The 21,275-nt window shown below is 43.5% G+C and carries 16 protein-coding genes; 7 read left to right on the forward strand and 9 right to left on the reverse strand.

The window, feature by feature from the left end:
• The first annotated feature begins 337 nt into the window (after positions 1-337).
• The 4 genes from ACYCS5_RS01930 (at position 338) to ACYCS5_RS01945 (ending at position 6,842) form a co-directional block, all read left to right on the forward strand.
• Positions 338-1,579 (forward strand): nitrate/nitrite transporter, encoded by a 1,242-nt coding sequence (locus ACYCS5_RS01930; protein ID WP_029517674.1) that lies wholly within the window; start codon positions 338-340, stop codon positions 1,577-1,579.
• Between the two features lie 395 nt (positions 1,580-1,974).
• Entirely contained in the window at positions 1,975-3,693 is a 1,719-nt protein-coding gene (locus ACYCS5_RS01935; RefSeq protein ID WP_459760715.1) for an NAD-dependent malic enzyme, read from the forward strand.
• A gap of 99 nt (positions 3,694-3,792) precedes the next feature.
• Complete coding sequence (locus tag ACYCS5_RS01940) at positions 3,793-4,752, forward strand: AEC family transporter (protein ID WP_341039604.1); 960 nt, start codon at positions 3,793-3,795, stop codon at positions 4,750-4,752.
• Between the two features lie 326 nt (positions 4,753-5,078).
• Entirely contained in the window at positions 5,079-6,842 is a 1,764-nt protein-coding gene (locus ACYCS5_RS01945) for a methyl-accepting chemotaxis protein (RefSeq protein ID WP_459760716.1), read from the forward strand.
• 93 nt (positions 6,843-6,935) lie between these two features.
• On the opposite strand, the gene ACYCS5_RS01950 is transcribed toward ACYCS5_RS01945, so the two are convergent.
• The 7 genes from ACYCS5_RS01950 to ACYCS5_RS01980 all read right to left on the reverse strand — a co-directional run bounded on the left by ACYCS5_RS01950 (position 6,936) and on the right by ACYCS5_RS01980 (position 17,491).
• Positions 6,936-7,988, reverse strand: coding sequence for a glycoside hydrolase family 53 protein (locus tag ACYCS5_RS01950; RefSeq protein WP_069010561.1), 1,053 nt, complete (start codon positions 7,986-7,988; stop codon positions 6,936-6,938).
• 101 nt (positions 7,989-8,089) lie between these two features.
• Positions 8,090-10,177, reverse strand: a complete 2,088-nt coding sequence (locus ACYCS5_RS01955) for a beta-galactosidase (RefSeq protein ID WP_318627886.1) — start codon at positions 10,175-10,177, stop codon at positions 8,090-8,092.
• Between the two features lie 26 nt (positions 10,178-10,203).
• Positions 10,204-11,082: a carbohydrate ABC transporter permease gene (locus tag ACYCS5_RS01960; protein WP_029517680.1), complete on the reverse strand. Its 879-nt coding sequence runs from the start codon at positions 11,080-11,082 to the stop codon at positions 10,204-10,206.
• Positions 11,083-11,109: 27 nt separating this feature from the next.
• Complete coding sequence (locus ACYCS5_RS01965) at positions 11,110-12,000, reverse strand: ABC transporter permease (protein ID WP_029517681.1); 891 nt, start codon at positions 11,998-12,000, stop codon at positions 11,110-11,112.
• A 251-nt stretch (positions 12,001-12,251) separates the two neighbouring features.
• Positions 12,252-13,934, reverse strand: a complete 1,683-nt coding sequence (locus ACYCS5_RS01970) for a type 2 periplasmic-binding domain-containing protein (RefSeq protein WP_459760717.1) — start codon at positions 13,932-13,934, stop codon at positions 12,252-12,254.
• Positions 13,935-14,070: 136 nt separating this feature from the next.
• A complete protein-coding gene (locus tag ACYCS5_RS01975; RefSeq protein ID WP_029517683.1) occupies positions 14,071-15,696 on the reverse strand; it encodes a response regulator transcription factor in 1,626 nt (541 codons plus the stop codon).
• Positions 15,671-17,491 carry a sensor histidine kinase gene (locus tag ACYCS5_RS01980; protein WP_459760718.1) on the reverse strand — a complete coding sequence of 607 codons (1,821 nt, stop codon included), beginning with the start codon at positions 17,489-17,491 and terminating at the stop codon, positions 15,671-15,673. Before ACYCS5_RS01980 ends, ACYCS5_RS01975 begins: the two co-directional genes overlap by 26 nt.
• A 114-nt stretch (positions 17,492-17,605) precedes the next feature.
• On the opposite strand from ACYCS5_RS01980, the gene ACYCS5_RS01985 reads away from it, so the two are divergent.
• Complete coding sequence (locus tag ACYCS5_RS01985) at positions 17,606-17,782, forward strand: hypothetical protein (protein ID WP_176715684.1); 177 nt, start codon at positions 17,606-17,608, stop codon at positions 17,780-17,782.
• Here the strand turns inward: ACYCS5_RS01985 and ACYCS5_RS01990 are convergent.
• Complete coding sequence (locus ACYCS5_RS01990) at positions 17,775-18,215, reverse strand: NucA/NucB deoxyribonuclease domain-containing protein (protein ID WP_029517685.1); 441 nt, start codon at positions 18,213-18,215, stop codon at positions 17,775-17,777. The genes ACYCS5_RS01985 and ACYCS5_RS01990 overlap by 8 nt on opposite strands.
• Positions 18,216-18,355: 140 nt before the next feature.
• Here ACYCS5_RS01990 and ACYCS5_RS01995 point away from each other — a divergent pair, with 140 nt between their 5' ends.
• Together ACYCS5_RS01995 and ACYCS5_RS02000 are read left to right on the forward strand one after the other, a co-directional pair.
• Positions 18,356-18,550 carry a hypothetical protein gene (locus ACYCS5_RS01995; RefSeq protein ID WP_029517686.1) on the forward strand — a complete coding sequence of 65 codons (195 nt, stop codon included), beginning with the start codon at positions 18,356-18,358 and terminating at the stop codon, positions 18,548-18,550.
• 385 nt (positions 18,551-18,935) lie between these two features.
• Entirely contained in the window at positions 18,936-19,238 is a 303-nt protein-coding gene (locus ACYCS5_RS02000) for a hypothetical protein (protein ID WP_013310964.1), read from the forward strand.
• 74 nt (positions 19,239-19,312) lie between these two features.
• Here ACYCS5_RS02000 and ACYCS5_RS02005 read toward each other — a convergent pair whose 3' ends face one another.
• A complete protein-coding gene (locus ACYCS5_RS02005; protein ID WP_459761292.1) occupies positions 19,313-21,199 on the reverse strand; it encodes a tenascin in 1,887 nt (628 codons plus the stop codon).
• Positions 21,200-21,275 lie beyond the last annotated feature (76 nt).

A 21,275-nucleotide genomic window follows, 5' to 3' on the forward strand; every position in this document is an offset into this window, starting at 1 on the left:
AAGTCGGCACATCGTTGTGCCGATATGTATCTAAGATTACTGAATTGTGAATGTCATGTCAACATTCAATACATGAAAACTATATTTTCACCTTTTATTTAATTTTTTTCTCGAATTTGTGTTATGTATATTGACATACATTAGATCCTTTTTTATAATTTGAATTAAAATCACTCCAACGTGATCATACCAAGTCGACTCACAATGAAGTGTGTCAACCACGGCAATGAAGCCGCAAACCGTTTCCTAGATACCATGTAGGGGCGATTTGCGGCTTTTCATGTTCAAATTACATTTTGCAGACAAAGAACAACAATTAGAACAGGAGAGATGGAGAATGAACAAAAAAAGTTTCTGGAAAAGCGGACACAAGCCCACCTTATTTGGTTCCTTTCTGTATTTTGATATCAGTTTTATGATATGGGGGATGATCGGACCGTTGGCCGTTGTAATTGCCAATGATTATCCAATGGACCCTGTACAAAAAGCCAATCTTGTCGCTCTACCCATACTCGGTGGTTCCCTGCTGCGGCTCGTGCTCGGATTCATGTCGGATTATATCGGTCCCAAGCTCACAGGACAGATTGGTATGCTTGTCACGATCATCCCGCTTTTGCTCGGCTGGCTGTGGGTTGATTCGCTGGAGCAATTATACGTTGTTGCCCTACTCCTGGGCGTAGCTGGAGCTTCATTTGCAGCTGCGCTGCCGTTAGCCGGTCAATGGTACCCCAAAGAGCATCAAGGCTTGGCTATGGGAATTGCCGGAGCCGGTAATAGTGGTACCGTCCTTGCGACTTTGTTCGCCAACCGCATTGCTCAACATTTTGGCAGTTGGGAAGCCGTTTTCGGATTGGCCATCCTCCCCATCTTAATCGTCTTCATTCTGTTCAGTATTTTTGCCCGCAACAGCCCTCACCGCCCGGCACCAAAAAATCTGTCGCAATATGCTTCGGTGCTCAAACAGAGGGATGCCTGGGTATTCTGTGCCTTTTATTGCGTGACGTTTGGCGGATTCGTTGGCCTTTCTAATTATTTGACTATTTTCTTCAATACCCAGTATGGCCTCTCCGCGGTACATGCCGCCGATTTTGCAACCGTTTGTGTGATTGCCGGAAGCTTTTTTCGTCCTGTAGGTGGTTTTTTATCCGATCGGATTGGTGGTTCACGCATGCTAATGTACTTGTATGCGGGGGCCGGGATTATGCTCGCCGGCATTGCGTTTTTACCGCCACTTACCGTGGTAGTTGTGCTGCTGTTCGTAGGCATGATGTGCCTTGGCGCTGGCAACGGCTCTGTATTCCAGCTCGTGCCGCAGCGCTTCGGCAACGAAATCGGGCTCATGACCGGCATCGTCGGCGCTGCTGGTGGCATAGGCGGGTACTTTCTCCCTCTTATACTGGGTCATCTGTACAAATCAACGGGTTCCTATATGCCGGGCTTCATCTGTCTGAGCCTACTTACGTTCTGTGCCTTTACCCTCGTCATCATAATGCAATTGAAATGGCGTAACAGCTGGATGCGACGCTCTGCTACAGTTACTGATGAAGCCGTCAATCGCATTGGAGAATTAAATGCCTGATATTCATTAAATATAAAGCTGCGAAAAATATAAAGCTGCGAAGCATTGAATTGTCCCTCAACCATCCCTATAGCCCAAAAAATGGCTTAACTTCGTTTATATAAAATGAAGTTAAGCTATTTTTCATGCACACTCAATCGAATCACACCTATAAAAACTATGATAATTATCACATTTGATCAATGTTTTCCGAAAATATTATGAAAATTAAATGAAATTTTCATTTAAAAACATTGAAAATCGCTTTTATTTTCATAATTTCTCTTATGTAAACACTTATATAACCATTTTTCACACAACATACTTGTTCACTTGGTTTAAAATAAGGCGTATACTTGTTCACGAATTGTTCAAGGATGAACTAAATGTAATTTTCTAGAAAGAAGGAATTAAAAATGCGTGCTTTTCATTTTACGGAAGACGGATCTATCGAAACCAAATTAACCGGAAAAGATCTACTTGCCAACCCACTGCTGAATAAAGGAGTGGCTTTTACCTTGGAAGAACGGAAACAACTTGGACTTGACGGTCTCCTTCCTCCTACGATATTAACTATTGAGGAACAGGTTCAACGGGTTTACGAGCAATTTCAGAGCCAACCGGATAATTTGCGTAAAAATGTTGCGTTAAATGATCTTTTTAATCGCAATACGGTCCTTTATTATCGTTTGCTCTCTGAGCACCTAAGCGAAATGCTCCCGATTGTTTATACACCAACAGTAGGCCAGGCTATACAGGAATACAGTCATGAATATCACAAGCCCGGTGGTATGTATTTATCTATTGATAATCTGGCGGGTATCGAAGAGGCTTTTAAGAATTTGAACCTGGACCCTGATGATATCGACCTGATCGTAGCCACAGATTCCGAGAGTATTTTGGGAATCGGGGACTGGGGAGTCGGAGGTATTAATATCTCTATTGGTAAGCTTGCTGTGTATACAGCTGCTGCTGGTATAGATCCTAGCCGGGTGCTGGCAGTTGTTCTTGATGCAGGTACAAACAACGAGAAGCTATTGGAAGATCCTTTATATATGGGGAATCGTCACAAACGTGTACGTGGAGAACAATATGATCAATTTATTGACACTTATGTTCAGGCTGCACTTTCCTTTTTCCCGAATGCTCTGCTGCACTGGGAAGATTTGGGCAATGTCAATGCACGGAACATTATCAATAAATACGGAAATAGTATTTTGACTTTTAATGACGACATTCAAGGTACTGGAGCGGTTACACTCGCAGGTGTGATGTCCGGTGTTCAATTGTCCGGAATCCCACTGAGCAAGCATCGGGTTCTAGTCTTTGGTCCAGGAGCTGCCGGAATCGGCAATGCAGACCAAATTAGCGCCGCCATGATGCTGGAAGGACTGTCAGAAGCAGAAGCAAGACGTAACTTCTGGGCTTATGATTACCGTGGCCTGCTTACCAACGAAACAGAAGGACTTTTTCCATTTCAGCTTCCTTATGCGCGTGATGCTGCAGAATGCCGTGACTGGGAACATGCTGAAGATGGAAAAATCCCTCTGCTTGAAGTCATTCGCCGCGTGAAACCGACGATTATGATTGGTACTTCCGGTGTTAGTGGGGCATTTAGTGAGGAAATCGTTAAAGAAATGGCCAAACATACAGAACGTCCTATAATTATGCCTATGTCCAACCCGACTCCACTTGCAGAAGCAACTCCGCAAGATTTGATCCACTGGACCGAAGGAAAAGCCCTGATTGCCACAGGAAGTCCTTTTGAGCCGGTGATCTATAACAATATTAAGTTTGAAATTGGGCAATCCAACAATGCTTTCGTGTTCCCGGGTCTTGGTCTTGGCGCAATCGTGGTAAAATCCAAAATCATAACAGATAGCATGTTTGCTGCAGCTGCCCATGCAGTAGCTCAAATGGTGGATTTGTCGCAGCCTGGTGCTTCCCTGCTGCCAAAAATCAATGAATTACGCGAAGTATCTGAAGCGGTAGCCGTGGCTGTGGCCAAGGCAGCAGTTCAGGATGGAGTAGCGCGTCATCAACCGGACGATATCGCACAAGCAGTTCGAGATGCGATGTGGGACTGTAAATATAAACCCATCAAACAATATGGTCAGGAAGCGGTCCTGGTTTAAAAAATAGCGAACAACATCAAATTTATACTTGCATACGCAAAGTGATTATTTAACTGATGTCCGCCATTTTTGGCGGACATCTTCATTGGAGGCGACATCATGGCTACAGGTCATATTTTTATTATCTTAATTCCTATTTTCTTTGTCATTTTAATTGGTTATTTCGCAGGATTGTTTAAAGCTTTTAACCCCGCTTCTTCTAAGGGATTAAATACACTCGTGACGAAGTTTGCTCTACCCGCACATTTGTTTATTGGGATTACGACGACACCAAGAGAGACGTTGATTCAAAAGTGGCCCTTTCTTGTGGCTTTGCTACTTGGTGTAATCGGCTTTTATATTGTATTGCTCATTGTTTATCGCTTAATTGCCAAAAAAGGCCTGACTGAATCCTCTATGTTCGCATTGAATTCAACACAGCCTTCTTTTGCATTCATGGGAATTCCGGTTCTGGGCAGCTTGTTCGGAAGTGCGGCAGTCGCCATCCCGATTGCAATTACCGGGATCGTCGTTAATGCCATTCTTGATCCGCTTGCAAGTATTTTGGGAACGGTCGGCCAGCGCAAAACAACAGAATCCGACGGCACTAAAGGCAACTTATTTAAAGTCACTATGAAATCAGTCCTTCATGGACTCAGCGAGCCGCTTGCCTGCGTACCTTTGTTTGGTGTCGTATTGACTCTATGTGGATTCCACGCTCCGAAACTTTTGCAATCCATGTTTGATCAAATCGGCAATATTACTGCTGGTACAGCCCTATTTGCCATCGGGGTAACTATTGGTATCAAAAAGATTACGTTCAGTCCAAAAGCACTTAGCATCGCTGTGCTGAAAGCGATCGTGATGCCTATTGTTATGCTCGGTATTGCTGTTCTGATAGGACTATCCCATGAAGATGTAAGCAAAGCCGTACTGCTTGTCGCTTTTCCCGGCTCGGCTGTGGCCGCTATGATTGCTACCCGTTATGAAACACTGGAAACGGAAGCTGCATCTGCATTTGTTATTAGCTCAGTCTTATCGCTCATTTCACTACCCTTGCTCATTTCACTTCTTTTATAAGGGACAGAAAAGTTAAGAACCCTCAATGCAATCCAGGTATTTATAGGTGTAAAGCAAACCCGTTTGTCCTCATTTATCTTATTTTTTAAATATTGTCTGAACAATAAAGTGATTTAGTAAGAATTGAGTTGGAAAAACAACATAAATCCAGTTTGCCGACAAGCGGCGGCCCCATCGTTTCATTCACTCGGGGGCCGCCGTTCTTTTTGTATAACCTTCTACTCTCCCTTTTAATAAATACCTAACAATTAGAAAGCAAATTGTCGAAATATATATGGGATAGGTTGTATATGAAACTAAATCGCTAATTCAAAGGAGAAGAAAACGTGAAAAACTTGAAGTGGAGAACTATGTCCTTTTTTGGTAAAAATCTATTAATCTCTTTTCTTAACATCGTATTAATAGGAGCTATTCTCATCACATCCAGCTATATACTTCAAAAGAACATTCTCACCACGCAGCTGCAAGACCAAGTTAAGGTATTGACTAAAAAATGGGCAGAAGATGTTGATAAAACAAAAGTACAACAAGCATTGAATGAAAAAGATTATAACGGCTCTGTGCAACAAGATTTACGCAAATTTCTCGATTCTATTCACACACTTTATCCTAACGTTGCCCAAGCTTACATATTCGGCACAGAACTAAAAGAAGGAAATCAAACTTCCATTATTGGCGTTCCCACAAATTTAGTCCAAGCTTTCCAAGACTTAAAGATGAACATTGGGGACATGTACACTCTTCCTGACGAAAATGCACAAGCCGTAAAAAAGATGCTTCAATCTAATGAATCAGCATTAAGCAGCTTTTACACGGACGAATATGGCACATGGACTACTATTGTTTACCCGATTACAGATGCTAGCGGGAAAGTCACAAGTGCGATTTACTTTGACGTAGATGCGAGCTCTGTACCTACCGGCCTTCATAAATTGCTTGTATACGGTGTTTCACTGCTCATTCTGTTTCTTGCCATCTTCTTAACGATTCAATATTTACTGGTAAAACGCACCCTCTCCCCGATTCGTAGCCTGATGAAGGGCATTGAAGAAGTCAGCGAGGGAAATCTGAATGTAAAAATCAAGACAGGCGAGGACGACCTTGGCATTATCAATCAAAAATTTAATTCAATGATCAAACACCTTAACGATACAATGGTGAAAGTACAGGATACCACGCAAGAAGTTACGGGATCTGCCCAGGAATTGTTAAGCATTAGCGAGAAAAACAGTACGAATACGAACGTCATTAACAGCAATATTCAGGAAATAACCCAAGGGCTTGAAGCTCAGGATCACGCAGCACTTGAAAGCTCCAGAGCTATGAATGAAATGTCGACGGTTATCCAAACCATTGCGGAGAGCTCCTCTTCCGTAGCCGATCAAGCTTATTCTATGGAAAAACGCTCCGTTGAAGGCAATCAGGTAGCCCAAAAGCTTTCCGCTCAAATGGACTCTATCTCCACTACAATGGAAAGTACAGCTGATTCCGTTAATGCGCTGCAGAACCGTTCTAACGAAATCAGCAATATCGTCAGCATCATTACAGGCATTGCCAGTCAAACGAATCTGCTTGCACTGAACGCTTCTATTGAAGCTGCCAGAGTCGGTGAAGAAGGCAAAGGTTTTGCAGTCGTAGCGGGAGAAGTGCGTAATTTGGCTGAACAGTCTCAAGAGTCTGCCAAACAAATTGCAGAGCTTATTGAAGAAATCCAAAAAGAAATTGAACAGACTGTAAAAGGCATCAGCCTTGGTACAAAAGAAGTTCAGATTGGGCTAGAAGTTACGAAGCAGACAGGCGAAATGTTCTCTGAAATTTTAGATGCGTCTAATAAAGTGTCGTCACAAATCCAGGAAGTATCCAGTGCAACGGAGCAGATTTCAGCCAGCACGCAGGAAATGTCAGCTACCTCTGACGAGCTGTCTTCCACAGTTAGCAAAACAGTCGACAGCAGCAAACAAATTCAGCATACTATTGGAGAACAGGCTGAGTCTATGGCTTCTATTGTCCAAGCTTCTGACAAGCTTACATTGATGTCCGGCGAGCTGGAAGAGCTCATTTCGTTCTTCAAGGTGAACCGAGAAGCCTAATCCTATAACTTCCAAGAGCCCTAGATAACAATAAAGAACCTCTAGTCTGATAAATGCGAACTAGAGGTTCTTTGATCTACTCTTACATACTTCTTAATTTATAAATCCTTCCAAAGCTGAGGTTGGTTTACCGTCAGCCTGCCAAGCACCTTTGTTATAACCTTGATTGTAACCTGGAGTTGCAGCAGGCTCCCAATAAAATACCCCTGTACCTTTACCGCCTCCGATGTTCCGAACCTTCGTTTTGATTGCAAATATAAATGCCTTGGAAGCCGCAGGTTCATTATATTCCATCCCGATTTCACTGATGACAATGCCTTTTCCGTATTTGGCAATGAGGTTATTGGCATTGGTAATCGTCTGATCCACCTTGCCCTGCCAGTCCGCAGGAGAGGGATACAGAGACAGTCCGATGAGATCAAACTGAGCTCCATTATCAATCAGTCCGCCGATATTCCAGTTCAACACAGAACTGTTATCCCCGTTGGCTAAATGTACGATCGTTTTAGTACTACTGCTTACCGATTTTACAGCGTTATTGCCCGTGTTGACGAGCCACGCATAGTTTTTCATGTTCACCGAAGCTTTGCCGTCTTCCCAGAGCATTCCATTGTTCGTCTCATTACCGATCTGCACCCAGTCCGGTGTTACCCCCTTGCTTTTCATCGTGTTCATAACATAGACCGTATGGGACCAGACTGCATCCATAAGTTGTGTAAATGTGAAATTGCGCCACGCATAAGGTTTGTTCTGTTGCCCTGGATCTGCCCAAGAATCACTATAATGTAGAGTCAGCATAACGCTCATACCTAACTTTTTAGCTCGTTGCGCCAGTTCTGCTGCCTTTTCGGCATTCATGTATCCGCTTGCATAATCTTTCATGTCAGGGTTTACCCACACACGGATACGCACCGCGTTGATCTGATAGTCATCTCGCAAAATTTGCAGTATATCTCGACGAACACCCTTCTTATCCTTCCAACTCATACCTTGCGCTTCCATTCCTGCTACCCAGCTTATATCTGCTCCTTTGGCGAAAGCAGGGGCGGCCGAAGCCGCACCCAACCCTACAGAACCGAACGGATACAATAAGCTGGATAACAAGATCAACATCGCAAATACCATCGTGCGGTTACCTGTTTTCATAAGTCATCTCCCATCCGAATTGTATACTTCTCATTGCCTCTGACCAATCTACCAGCTCCCACTCGGGAAAACGATAGAGATCACACTTAATATATCATGTTCTATTTATTGCGCTCTGTCTTTAAAACCTTAACAGCGTAGGCATCCAATTGAATGCTACCATCTTCTATCACATGATTTTCAAGCATATCCGCATAAGTTCGTCCATCCAACATAATCTTTTGCGGCTCATGCGTGAAATTCAATATGAAAATATAATCATGAACTCCATCGGTACGAATCGCCGTATTCACTCCATGAGGCAACTTCACATTGAGCGCTTTACTGATTCCTGCATCATCAATTAAACTTCTGTAAAAATGACTGTGGAATAGTCCGATGTTGCGTGATGCGATGTAATAAGCCTTTCCTTGTCCCAAACGGTTCACCGTCAAAGCTGGGCGTCCTGCATAAAAGTCTGAACCGTACACAGCCAGTACCTCTGCACCCTCTGTATGAATGAGATCACACAATTCTACAGCTTCATACTCCCCTTGCAGATCCAGCTCATTGCCTTCAACCGGCAAAATGTGATTACGGTCATGATCATGCAATCCGTCAATCTCTTCCGACCAGATCCCCAGCGTCTTACGAAGCGGGCCCGGAAAGCCTCCAAGGAAGCACAAATCATGTTCATCTACGATACCAGACCAATAGGTTGCTACGAAAATACCACCGTTTTCAACAAACTTCTGTATACGCTCCCCCACACCGCTGCGGACCATATATAACATCGGAGCTACCAAAAGTTTGTATTTGGAGAAATCTGCATCCATATGAATGACATCTACAGGCACACCCTGCTCCCACAGCGCCAAATAATGCGCTTCAGCTGTCTCTTCATATTTTACACCTTTGTTCCGCGGTCCCTGTGAATCGTTGATTCCCCAACGGTTCTCCCAGTCAAAAATGACTGCGGCCTCCGCCGGTACAGATGTACCGATAACCTCCTCCAATTTTTCCAGCGTATTACCGACATGGGTCACATCCCCGAATACCCGAGTGTGCTCATGTCCGACATGATCGACAACCGCACCATGCAGCTTTTCACTCGAACCGCGGCTTTTCCGCCACTGAAAATATTGAACGGTGTCTGACCCGTGTGCCACAGCCTGTAAAGACGAGAGCAGATGCATTCCCGGCCGCTTCAGCTTGCTAACGTCTTGCCAGTTCGTCAAACTTGGTGTACTCTCCATGAGCATCCAAGGCTTACCTCCCTTGATTGAACGAATAATATCATGCATCATGGCCACTTTAGCAGCCTGACGGCTATCATCTCCCTCACGATCATGCCATGTTGGGTAACTATCCCAGGATATAACATCGAGCAGATCAGCAAACTTCCAGTAGTTCAATCCTTCAAAAAACTCCATCAAATTGGTTGTGACCGGAATTGCTGGATTTGCAGCCTTGAGCGGCACAATCTCATGCTTGATAAAATCTGCGGTCTGATCGGTCACAAACCGTCTCCAGTCCAAATTCATGGCATGAACCTGTGTTTCACCGTGAGGTGCCGGGGACTCAACTTGGCTCCAGTCCGTAATCGTATGACTCCAAAAGGTCGTCCACCATGCGTGATTTAGCTTGTCCAGCGTACCGTATTTATCCTGGACCCAAGCGCGAAATGCCTCCTGACAATAATCACAGTGGCAATCTCCACCAAATTCATTGGAAATATGCCAGCCAATAACAGCCGGATGGTTAGCATAACGCTCGGCTAGCTTCGTATTCATGATACGTACTTTTTCCCGGTAAACAGGCGATGTAGCACAGTGATTATGGCGAAACCCGTGCAGATTACGAACACGGTTAGCCTCCACACGCAGCACCTCAGGATATTTTTGTGACATCCAGGCTGGTCTTGCTCCACTAGGAGTAGCCAAAAATGCATAGATTCCGTTCTCAGCAAACGAATCCAGAATACGATCCAGCCACTCAAACGTAAATACACCTTCCTCAGGCTCCAATGATACCCATGAGAAAATGCCAACAGACATCACGTTACATTTGGCTAGTTTCATTAGACGAATATCCTCCGCTAACACCTCAGGGTAATGCTGCCATTGCTCCGGGTTATAGTCCGCTCCATGCAGCATACGTGGAATTCGCTCACTAATCGGGGGGTACTTAGTTATGTTTTGATACGTCACTGTAAATCATCTCCTTATTATTTCTATTACTCTTTGACGGAACCTAGCGTCATACCTTTAACAAAATACTTTTGTAAAAATGGATATACAATGAGAATAGGCGCTGCACCAATGAAAATTTGCGCTGCATTAACCGTCGTTTGAGAAAGTAATTCCATCTCCTTTGGACTCATGCTCATGGAACTCATGTCCTTCTGAATAATTACAGTTTGCAGGAACGTCGCGAGCGGATAGTCCTTTGCATTGCTCAAATAGAGTAGACCGTCAAACCAGGAGTTCCAATGAAATACCATACTAAACAGCGCAATCGTCGCAATGGAAGGCATGGATATCGGTAAAAAGATACTAAACAATGTCCGAAAATGTCCTGCTCCGTCGATCAATGCGGCCTCTTCCATCTCTTTGGGAATTCCTCTAAAAAAGTTCAACATAAGGATGACCAGAAATGTGTTGACCGCTCCTGGCAAAACAAGTACCCAGAAGCTATCCATGAGATGGATCTTTTGAATAACCATATAGAATGGAACCAGACCACCGTTAAAAATCATGCTGAACACGAACAACCATGAATATACGTTTCGGCTACGGAACACAGATGTTTCCTTTGAAAGTGGATAAGCAGCTAAAAAGGTAATCAGCAGTGTCAAGCCGGTTCCCAATACAGTCCGACAGACAGAAATCCAGATGGAGTGCAGAAAAATCGGGTTATTCATTGTCTTCTTATAGGCTTCTAATGAAAACTGCACTGGCCACAGTCCAACCAGATTGGCATCTGCTGCTGATTTAGCACTAAATGATACCGCCAACACATGAATCAGTGGAACGATACACATGATAGACAACATCACTAGTAAGCAAATATTAAACACATTGAAGATGCGGTATGGCGTTGTTTTATGATACATGACTCTCCCTCTTTCAGCCTCGTGGAATCAGAATATGCGGTAACCTGCCCATTTGTAAGCAAGTCGATAAGATATCAGAATGAGAATCATACTGATAACGGATTTGAACAAGCCGATAGCGGTGGCAAAGCCCATTTCCCCATTGATTAACGCTGTCCGGTAGACGAATGTATCAATAATATCGCCTTTTTGGTAAACCAGTGGATTATAAAGGTTGAAAATCTGGTCAAAACCGGCATTCAGTACATTGCCAAGTGCAAGCGTTCCAACAACGACTACCATCGGAATTAACGAAGGTACAGTGATGTGTAGCGTCTGTCTCCAGCGGCTCGCTCCATCCATTTCAGAAGCCTCATACAACGAAGGATTAATACCCGCCAGTGCAGCGAGAAATACGATGGTGTTGTAGCCGAACTCCTTCCATATATCTGAAACAATGACAGTAAACCGAAACCAGTTATTATCTCCCAGAAAAAAGATAGGCTGGATCCCGAAACTACCGAGAATACGGTTCATAAATCCATCTGTAGCCAACAGGTCAATCAGAATTCCGCCCAAGATGACCCACGACAGAAAGTGTGGTAGATAAACCAGTGTCTGAATGGATCGCTGAAGTCCGACCTTGCGAATTTCATTCAGCAGTATAGCAAAAACAAACGGAACCACCAGATTGAAAAACATCTTTAACACAGCAATAATTAGTGTATTCCATACAACTTGAAGACTGTCCTCTCGTTGGAACAAAAAACGGAAGTTATCCAGTCCAACCCACTCGGAACCCGTTATGCCTAGCCAAGGCTTGTAATTTTGAAAGGCCATCACGATGCCGCCCATCGGAATGTAGCTGAATACAATTAAGAATATGATGGCTGGCAGCAGCATGATATGAAATGGCCACGTACGTTGCAGACTTCTCATTGCAGTTCCTCCTGTAACTTTCATTCATGGTATACTTCAATTATAAAAGCGTTTTCGCAGTCCCGACAGTTCAAAAAACCAACATACATGGCACAAAAGCAATCATTTTTTTTAGCTCGCCAAACGAATAAAACTTTTTTTCAAATACACCATGATAGCGCATTCATTTCTACTCGATACGGGTGAAACTGTAGTAAAAAGGCTGCCCACCTCGGGACAGCCTTCCTACTCTGTTACAACATCATTGGTTTTTACTTTTCGACGCTTTTATACCATTCGTTTACTTCATTTGTAATTTGTTCGCCACCCGCTGTTTTCCACGTCTGCACAAAGGTATCAAAAGCAGAGATCGGCTGCTTGCCATAAATAATTTCATTGAAGGTCTGACTTTCAATTTTATCCAGATAGTCCTTTTTAGCCTTCATGGTTGGCGTAGTTGGACCTGTGAACTGATCTTTCATGGAGATATCCTTCTGTTCCATAAGCACTTTGGCAGCTGCAGGAGTACCTTTCCCGTAGTTCACCATTACATCTTTCTCCAGACGGGTCTTCGGTTCTGCGCCGTTAGCCAAACTTAGCAAAGCCTTCATTTGGGCATCAGGTATACGCGCACCATCACGAACCAGCAAATAACGAATAGAGTTTACATAACCGCCTGGTATTTTATCAATAGACATTAGCTTTCCGTCCGCATCCAAATCATAATCGTAGCCCTTAAACAGCCCATTCGACAAATCGCTATCCGGTTTGGCATTAGCATAATGGTCAAACAAATAGTTTTGATAAGTGAAAAAAGCTTCAGGATGCTGCATTTGTTTGTTGATTAATACAACACCATTGGTGTATTGCGTTCCGTGACGCATGGCTTTGTTGTCAGGACCCGCTGGAATCTTGATCGGCTTCCACACGGCACCCGGCGCATTTTTGACTGTATCCTGAAGCGGCCAGCCGCTCATCCAATATGGCCCAGGAATCATGCCGGCTGTTCCTGCGACTGTAGGTTCTGCCGTTTTATTTTCATCCCACAATGCTGCTTCCTGAGGGATATATCCCTTTTTGAGCCACTCGCTCAGCTTTTGCAAACCCGGCTTCATGCCAGGCTGCACGGAGCCATATTCCAAACTGCCATTCACGCCTTTGTTCCACTGCTGAGGTAGTGTGCCATATGCCCCGAAAATCCAGGACGGGTCACCCATCCAAGTGTTCATGGATGTTTTAAAACCGATACTGAGCGGAACCACTTTGTTCGGAGCCAGTCCGTCCGGATTTTTATTTTTAAAGGCATCCATCACTTTTTCCAGATCATCCATCGTCTCAGGAGCCTTCATACCCAGCTTATCCAACCAATCTTGTCGTACCCACAATACATAATCATGGTTATAGGCGAAATCAAGCACAGGAATACCCATTTTCTTACCATCTCGGCTATACTGATTCCATACATTCGTATCCTGATTCATCGCCTGCTTCCAGGAATCCGAAGCGTACTTGTCAAACAACGGACCAGCCTCTGCAAACATACCGGAATCGATCATGTCCTGTGCCAGTTGCTCATTTTCCGTCCCCAGTACAACGACGTCCGGCATCTCCTGACCGGAGGACATAGCCAAACGCAGCTTCGTAGCAAATGCACCATTCGTATCCGTGACGGACCAGAGTGATTTGATATTAATACCGAATTTCTCTTTAGCCCATTTGGTCGCAATGTTATTTTCGATAGATTCACCATTTTTAAATTTTAAGGCGGGATCTACACCCCATACCGTGGAAATTGTGACTTCTGGATTGTATTTTTCTTTGTATACGTTTTCAGTTTTAGCTGTGCCGTCCGCATTCCCATCATTTTCCGCACCTGAGCAGCCCACAAGGCCAACTCCTAATACCATAGTTGCGGCGAGCAACGACAACAGCTTTTTCTTCGAATGAACTCGCATATTGTTCCCCCTCTAGAAATCATTTTCTACTCTTTTATTATAGAAGGGCTTTTCTTCACAGCCTATGTCACAAAATAAATATTTCTGCACCTTTCCCAACTGATCTTTACTGATTTCGTCTTTACTGGTCCCATCTCTACTGATCTCGAAATTCGTGCGGAGTCATTCCGTAATGCTTTTTGAACATTTTACTGAAATATTGGGGATTCTGGTAGCCTAGTTCCGTCGTAATTTCGTATATTTTTTTGTTGGAATATTTGAGCAAATAAAGAGCCCGCTCCATTCTCATTCGGATAATATAGTCACCCAGACCTTCTCCGGTTTCAGCTTTATAAATTTTAGACAGATAGACTGGATGAAGATAAACCTGATCAGCAATCGTCTTAACAGACAGCTCCTGGCCTTTATCCTGGGAGATGAGCTCCTGAACCTGCTTGACCACATAACTTTTAGCGCTTTGTTCGCTTGCGGACCATTCAGATTTAAGTTTGTTCATCATGGAAAATATCCACTCTTTGAGGTGGGGGAACGAATGAACCATTTTCTGCGCATGTAACGGATCGAAGCCTACTTGATCCATCTGTGTAATGAAACGTCCTTGTTTGTGCGCTGTATACATAAAGGCGCTCGTCACCGAAATAAACAGCTCATATAAATGCTCGCGTGTATATCCCACCTCTTCCATTTTTCCAAATACACGGCTCACTTTCGCTTCAGCCTCGTCCCATTGCCTGGATTCGAGCAGATGAGTAAGCGTAGGGTGCATATAAAGCCCCTCTAGTGACTTAACTGAACTGTGTGGCTGTTCTGTCTGTTCTTCTATGAATAGCAGTGCATCCGTTTCCTCCTGATGATTCCAGTATAAAGATCTAATCGCTGTCTGATATAGCTTAGGCAGTTCCTCTGGAAACTTAAACCATCCGGTTAATGCAACGTAAATTTCCCCTTTCAAGTAATTGCTTACATTTTTTCGAAAGGCCTCAATCGCCGCACTCAAAAAACGATTCTGCTCATCCACACTCCGCTCAGGAAATGAATTCCAATCCCCTTCTATTAATACAATTAAGCAGTCATGCGGCGCTTTGCAATGCCAAACGTGAAAATCAGGTGCGAACACTTCTTCGGCAATATTTCCAATCGCATACTCAATTAAGGAGACTGAATGATAGTCCATATCAGAAAAATGCTTTCCTAGCTGAATAAGCAGCATACTGGCAGGATGTCCCGTACGTAGCTTGATTTCGTACTCGGACATTTTGCTCTCTATTTTTGGTACTGGTAAATCACGCCCGAGTAGCAAATCATGCATCAAATGGGTCCGCAGTACACCAAAATCGTTTCTGCGGCTATATTGTAATTGATGAACCTTGTCAAATGCTTCCCATTCTTCCTTTAGCGAATCCATGGCGGCTGACACACATTTGATAAACTCTTCATCATCCACCGGCTTTAAAATGTAATCAAAAGCCTTAAGCTGAAGCGCTTTTTTAGCATATTCAAAATCGGCATAGCCTGTCAGTAACAAACTTCGGATATGCGGCCATCGCTCGTTTACTTCAACAATCAACTCCAGTCCCGTCATACCAGGCATACGAATATCTGTTACCAGAATATCAATATCGTACGCTTCCAGCACATCCACTGCTGCTAATGCGGAAACCGCTTGATGAACCCTCTCGATGCCTAGCGTCTCCCACGGAATGGTAGCTGCCAGACTTTCTGTTACATAACTCTCATCATCTACTAGTAATATCTGAACCATCTGGTCCCTCCGTTTTAACTATATTCGAATCTAGCGAAGGCTCAATTAAACCATTCGCATGCTCTCCTTCTGTTGAGATCGACCATTTTAATACTGCACGCAATCCTCCCAATGGAGACAAAGAGAACTCCAGTCCGGCATCTTCCCCAAAATGTAATCGCATGCGGTGATGCACATTCCACAAACCGTATCCATGATCCTCTTCCACAGGCTTGTCAAGCGTTGATGTCAGGGCAGCTATAGCCTCTCTACTCAAACCGAGTCCGTTATCATCCACAATCAGGTACATATACGAGCCAACACGCTCAGTCAAAATATGAATTAGACCCTCCTCCGCTTGAGGCTCTATTCCGTGCAGCACCGCATTTTCCACCAGTGGCTGCACTATAAGCGGCGGAATCGGCAGACTGCTGGCCTGCGAAGAAACATGAACTAAGAACGTTAGCCTTGGCATACGCATCTGCTGTATCCTCAGATAATATTGAACAAACTCGACTTCTTCTGACAATGGAACCAAATCCCGCTCCTGTCTTGTCGTATACCGATAATACCTGGATAAATTATGAGCCATAGCCACGACCGCCTCATGATTGCGCAGCTTCGCCATACTTGTGATAAACGAAAAACAATTATAAAAAAAATGTGGATTGATTTGTGACTGGAGCTGCTTTAGTCGCGCTTCCTTGACATGTAGCTGCTCAACATACACCTTCTCAAACAGCTCCTGAATCTGTTCGACCATCTGATTGAATTGACTAGACAGGAAAGCAAACTCGTGACTCCCCCTTAGACTTAATCGAACAGCATAGTCTCCGTCCTTTAGTCTCCTAAATGCCCGCACAAGCTGAAGAATCGGCACTTGTACCTGTGAATGAAGCAAGTAAGCGCCAATCAGGCCTACCAGCAGCGAGCCAACAACCGTTATATAAAACAGTCGATTCGATGAGTAAATCGGAGACATCATATCGGACAAAGGCATGTAATCAATCAAATACCAACCCGTCGTTTGCGAAAGAACGGCATGAACCAGGTAGCTTTCTTCTCCAATTTTCACAGTCAGATTGTCAACTTCATGGAGTCCCATTTTTTCTAATTTTGAAATCAGCTGTCCAGACAGCTTTTCATTGGCAGTACGATTATAGATCGCTCCTACGCCTTTTTTATAATAAAAAGGCTCCTTGCGTCCATCACCTTTGAAGCGGTCAAGCATATCCTGAATATTACTGCTGTCAAATTCAACCTTAATAATCGTGTTAGCAGTTTCTGGATTACCAAGTGAAGAAAACGGGGATAATGTATACAATGAAAATATAAATTGGTCTTTCCCGTATGATCTTTTTTTGGATACCTGCCAGCCGTCTTTTATCAGCTGATTTAGTTTTTTCTGGTCATATAAACCTGCTCCATTTTCCGATACAACCCGTCCAAGCGAAGGAGAATAGATACTCAGTCCGGTTCTCCAATTAGAAGAGCTTTCCTGAAGCCCAAGCTTGGTTTGAATCCGTTTGACAAGGTTAATTCCATCCAGATTGAGAACTTTGTCCTTCAAAAAAATCGCTTGAAAACTGGCTACATCAGGATCATGAATCAGCAGATGCGGCCAGGAGGAAATCATTTCAATATTCGTATTCACCTGGTTTTGAAAAAAAGTCAGCTGATTATAATTAGATTGATTCAGCTCCTCACGTAGTACACCTGTCGTTGTCTGATTAGAATAGACATACAGGATCAGCAGAGGTATAAGCAATACGATAACGATGGAGACGATTTTAGTATAAAAATTAAATTTAAACATGAGTTCTACACATCCTCTGCACAAGAAACAGGCATACTTAATTGGTATGCCTGAGCCCTGACCTTTGTTGCCGTCAGTACATACACTACATTATCAATGGTTGGCGGTGATAATATGTTTGATGCTAAGCAAATGGAATGGTTTAACCAACTATCCGCTGAAGACTTGGCCATTTTAGGTGCCGGCTTCAATACACTAGGTGATTTTTTTGATTTTCTGGCGTTGGTTAAGGCCAAACAGGAAACATCTAAGGAGCTAAAAGGTAAAAACACGAAATCAAAAACTATTTAATAACGAATTTTACACGAGTTCCATCCTCATACTCATCCAATTGATGACTAACCCATGATCCTGCCCCACGATTATCCTTAGGGGCTATGTATTTGACATTTGCACCTTTGCCTCCTTCTGAACACATAGCCATCGGCCATTCATCACGATCGTATCCCTTACGAGTGGGAACACCTGTAAGCGAATGCTTGCGATTTTGCTCGGCTCCTTCACGGTCAATTGTGCATACTGGTGATTTTCCCGCCTGAATGGCTTCCTTAATATGCTGCGCCGTTTCAGGGTAACGACCTGACGGGAATTGCAGCGTTACCTGAGCCGCCGAGGAAGGCGGGTTCTCTCCTGTTATTTTCGTAAGAAGATTGCCTCCTTCAAACCAGTACGCGCCCGCAGCTAGCAGAACTAAAGCTATAAAACTTAGCAACTTTTTCTTCAATTTCTCTCTTCCCTTCAAGCTATTCCAATAGATGCCTTCAACTAAGGTGATCCCCGGATTTTATTTTTTGTAACCCCTTACTAACTATAAAAAAAGGTTGAATATTGGACGACAAATAGTATAGAGAGGAGGTTGCACGAATGAACGATGAGATCAAACTGGCCGTGAGCCAAATGCAAGCCGTTGTAGTCCGGTTACTGAATGGAAGTACCGTAATTGGCTGGCCTAAGCTCCTATCTGACCAAGAAACTCAGCAATTCAAGCTCTATGATGACGAACACGTATATACGATTTCTGTTAATGACGTGGATACAGTCGCAAGAGTTATTGTATAAGATACAGGAAGCGACTTAATGAGACATCCAGCGGACAAGCCCAAACAAGGCACACCACAGAAGAAGACTAATCAGAATCCCCAAAAATAAACCTTTAAAAAGCTTCATACCATACTGACAACCTTTCCGACTGGGCTTTTCCCCATTATAACATGTCAGAAAGACAGCTGTCGCAGCTTGCTCTTGCATCATCTTCGTATCATATATTTTAAATTTTAAAATCACAATACAAAGGAAAATAATGAAATTTCCGAAAATTATGCCTGATCACCATTGAAAATGCAATCATGACATAATAAAAGTCACATTTTAATCAAAATTTAATGAAAGTTTTCCGAAAATGATGTATAATTATTGACATAACAAAACGCACGAGGTGATCATCATGGCATTATTAAACAGAGTTCATGAATTAAAATTGCAACTGCCTAACGAGCATCATAGCATTTCCCAATACGTGGAGCATGCATTGCATTCGATTGACAGTTTTGTGGAGCAACATCGTCAATTTATAGCCGCTCAGGCTCTATATGGTGAAAAGATCAATGGTACGGAAGAAAGACTGTTCCGAGACACAATTTCTGAGATTAAAGCCCAACTGGTAGCTACTTTGGAAAAGACAGTTGAAGACTTCGCACACAAAGGCGATAAACATTGGAAAAATCATTATCAGGACGGCGTAGAATAAGCTGAAAATAACCCCCGGTCTTTGGACCGGGGGTTTATTTGTTGGTATACGCCGGATGTGGCAATGTACGTAGACTATTTTAACACTTTGGCAGATGTCGTTACCTTCTTACCACCATAGACTACTTTAATACTGGAGCTTCCACTATCCAAGGCCTTCACCTGACCGCCAGTAACCTGTACGATCGACGGTTTGGAGGATGTCCATACCGCAGAATTGGTTACATTCGTAGTCGCACCTGAATCATAAACAGCACTCACGCTAAGGACTTGAGATGAGCCCTTAGGCAACTTCAGGTTTTTATTGCTCAATACCAGCTTGAGCAGCTTAGGTGTAACCTTAATCTCCACGTTAAACGACTTATCCTGGTACGTACCTGTAATGGTTGCTGTTCCAATTCCAACAGCTTTAATGGAAGACCCTTTTACGACCACTACAGAAGCATTCGATGTTGTCCATTTCACTTTACTGCTCAGGGTAACTTTTTTACCATCCGTATATATGCCGACGACTTTGATGGACTTACTTCCCTTCAAATTCATCTCAGCATTCGAAAAGCTTGGTGTCAATGTAGAAATAGCTCCCTCCACAATGACAGGTACTTTCACATATTTATTCATATACATAGCTTTGATTCCAGAGTTACCGCCACTCACCGCTTTTACTTTACCATTTGCTACTGTAACTGCGGCTGTTGTACCTACCCAGCTTACCTGATTGGTAATATCCAGTATTCCACCACCAGCCATGTGGGCTTTTACTGTCGGAATACTTGCTTCTTGGCCTGCAACCAGTACATATTTTTTCTCAGAAGCCGTCAGCTTGAGCACTTTATATTGCACAGTCACTGGAATATCCAGTTTGAGCGCACCTACCGTTGCTGTCAATGTTGCACTGCCTGGGTTCACTGCAACCAGCTTACCATTTGCTATTTTAACTGCACTTTCACTGCTTAAGCTCCATTTTACATCGGATTGAACTGCTTTTTTTGCTCCATTGACCAAATAAGCAGATATACTCGGAAGAGAAGTTTTGCCTCCTGTTTCGAGAGTCAGACTGGCTTTGCTTGAAACCAGTTTTTCAACCGTCGGAAGTACATTAATCTTCAGAGTCTTGCTCAAACCATGATAGGACGCTGTAATCGTCGAATTGCCTGCATCCATCGGTGTGATTTTACCTTGCTCGACTGTGGCAACCAGCGGATTGGAGGAAGTCCATTCTGCCGTGTTGGTCACATCTGTTTTGCTGCCAGTCAGGTTGACATCAGTTGCACTAACCTGAATGGGGGAGCTACCTAAAAAGACCGATTTGGACCCAGTTGCACTCAATACCAATGCCTGGGAAGAAGAGCGCACATACACAATCGTTTGTGCTTTGAGTTCATCTTTGCTTGCTTTAATGTAAGTCACGCCTTTGGCAAGTGGACGAATAAGACCATCTTTAACGGTAGCAACAGCCGCATTCGAAGAAGTCCATTCGACACCGGATACATTTTCCGTCCCACCTCCAGTAAGAACACCTTGAGCAGTCAATTGCTTCGATTCTCCGCCAATCGTCAGATTCAGTGGACCCGTCGGATTTAATTGCAGCTTGCTGTAAGGCGATTTTACTGTAATCGTTGTACTTACCGTTTGCTGCTCATATGTAGCAACAATCTTAATCTGCCCTTTTGACACAGGAGTAATGAGTCCCTTATCTACCTTTAAAATACTTGAATCCCCAGAGATCCATTCTGCCTTTTGTGTAACATCTTCCTTGCCCTTTTCTGTCAATGACCACACTTTTAATTGAGCGGGGCTTCCACCCAGATTCAATGTAGTCGGATTTTGACTATCCCACTCTACCGTGGAGGTCTTGCTCTCCTCAGCCCGGATCAAACCTGCTGGCCATGCTGCAAATACAAACATCAGCAACGCAAGTAAGAAGGTACTCCGTTTGCTCATACGTTTCATACGTTTCATACGTTCCATTCGTTTCGCTCCCTTTGTTTCATTCTATAAAACAGGGTATTATTAACAATCCCATTATCTTTTATCG

This window comes from Paenibacillus sp. SEL3 (assembly GCF_054602585.1).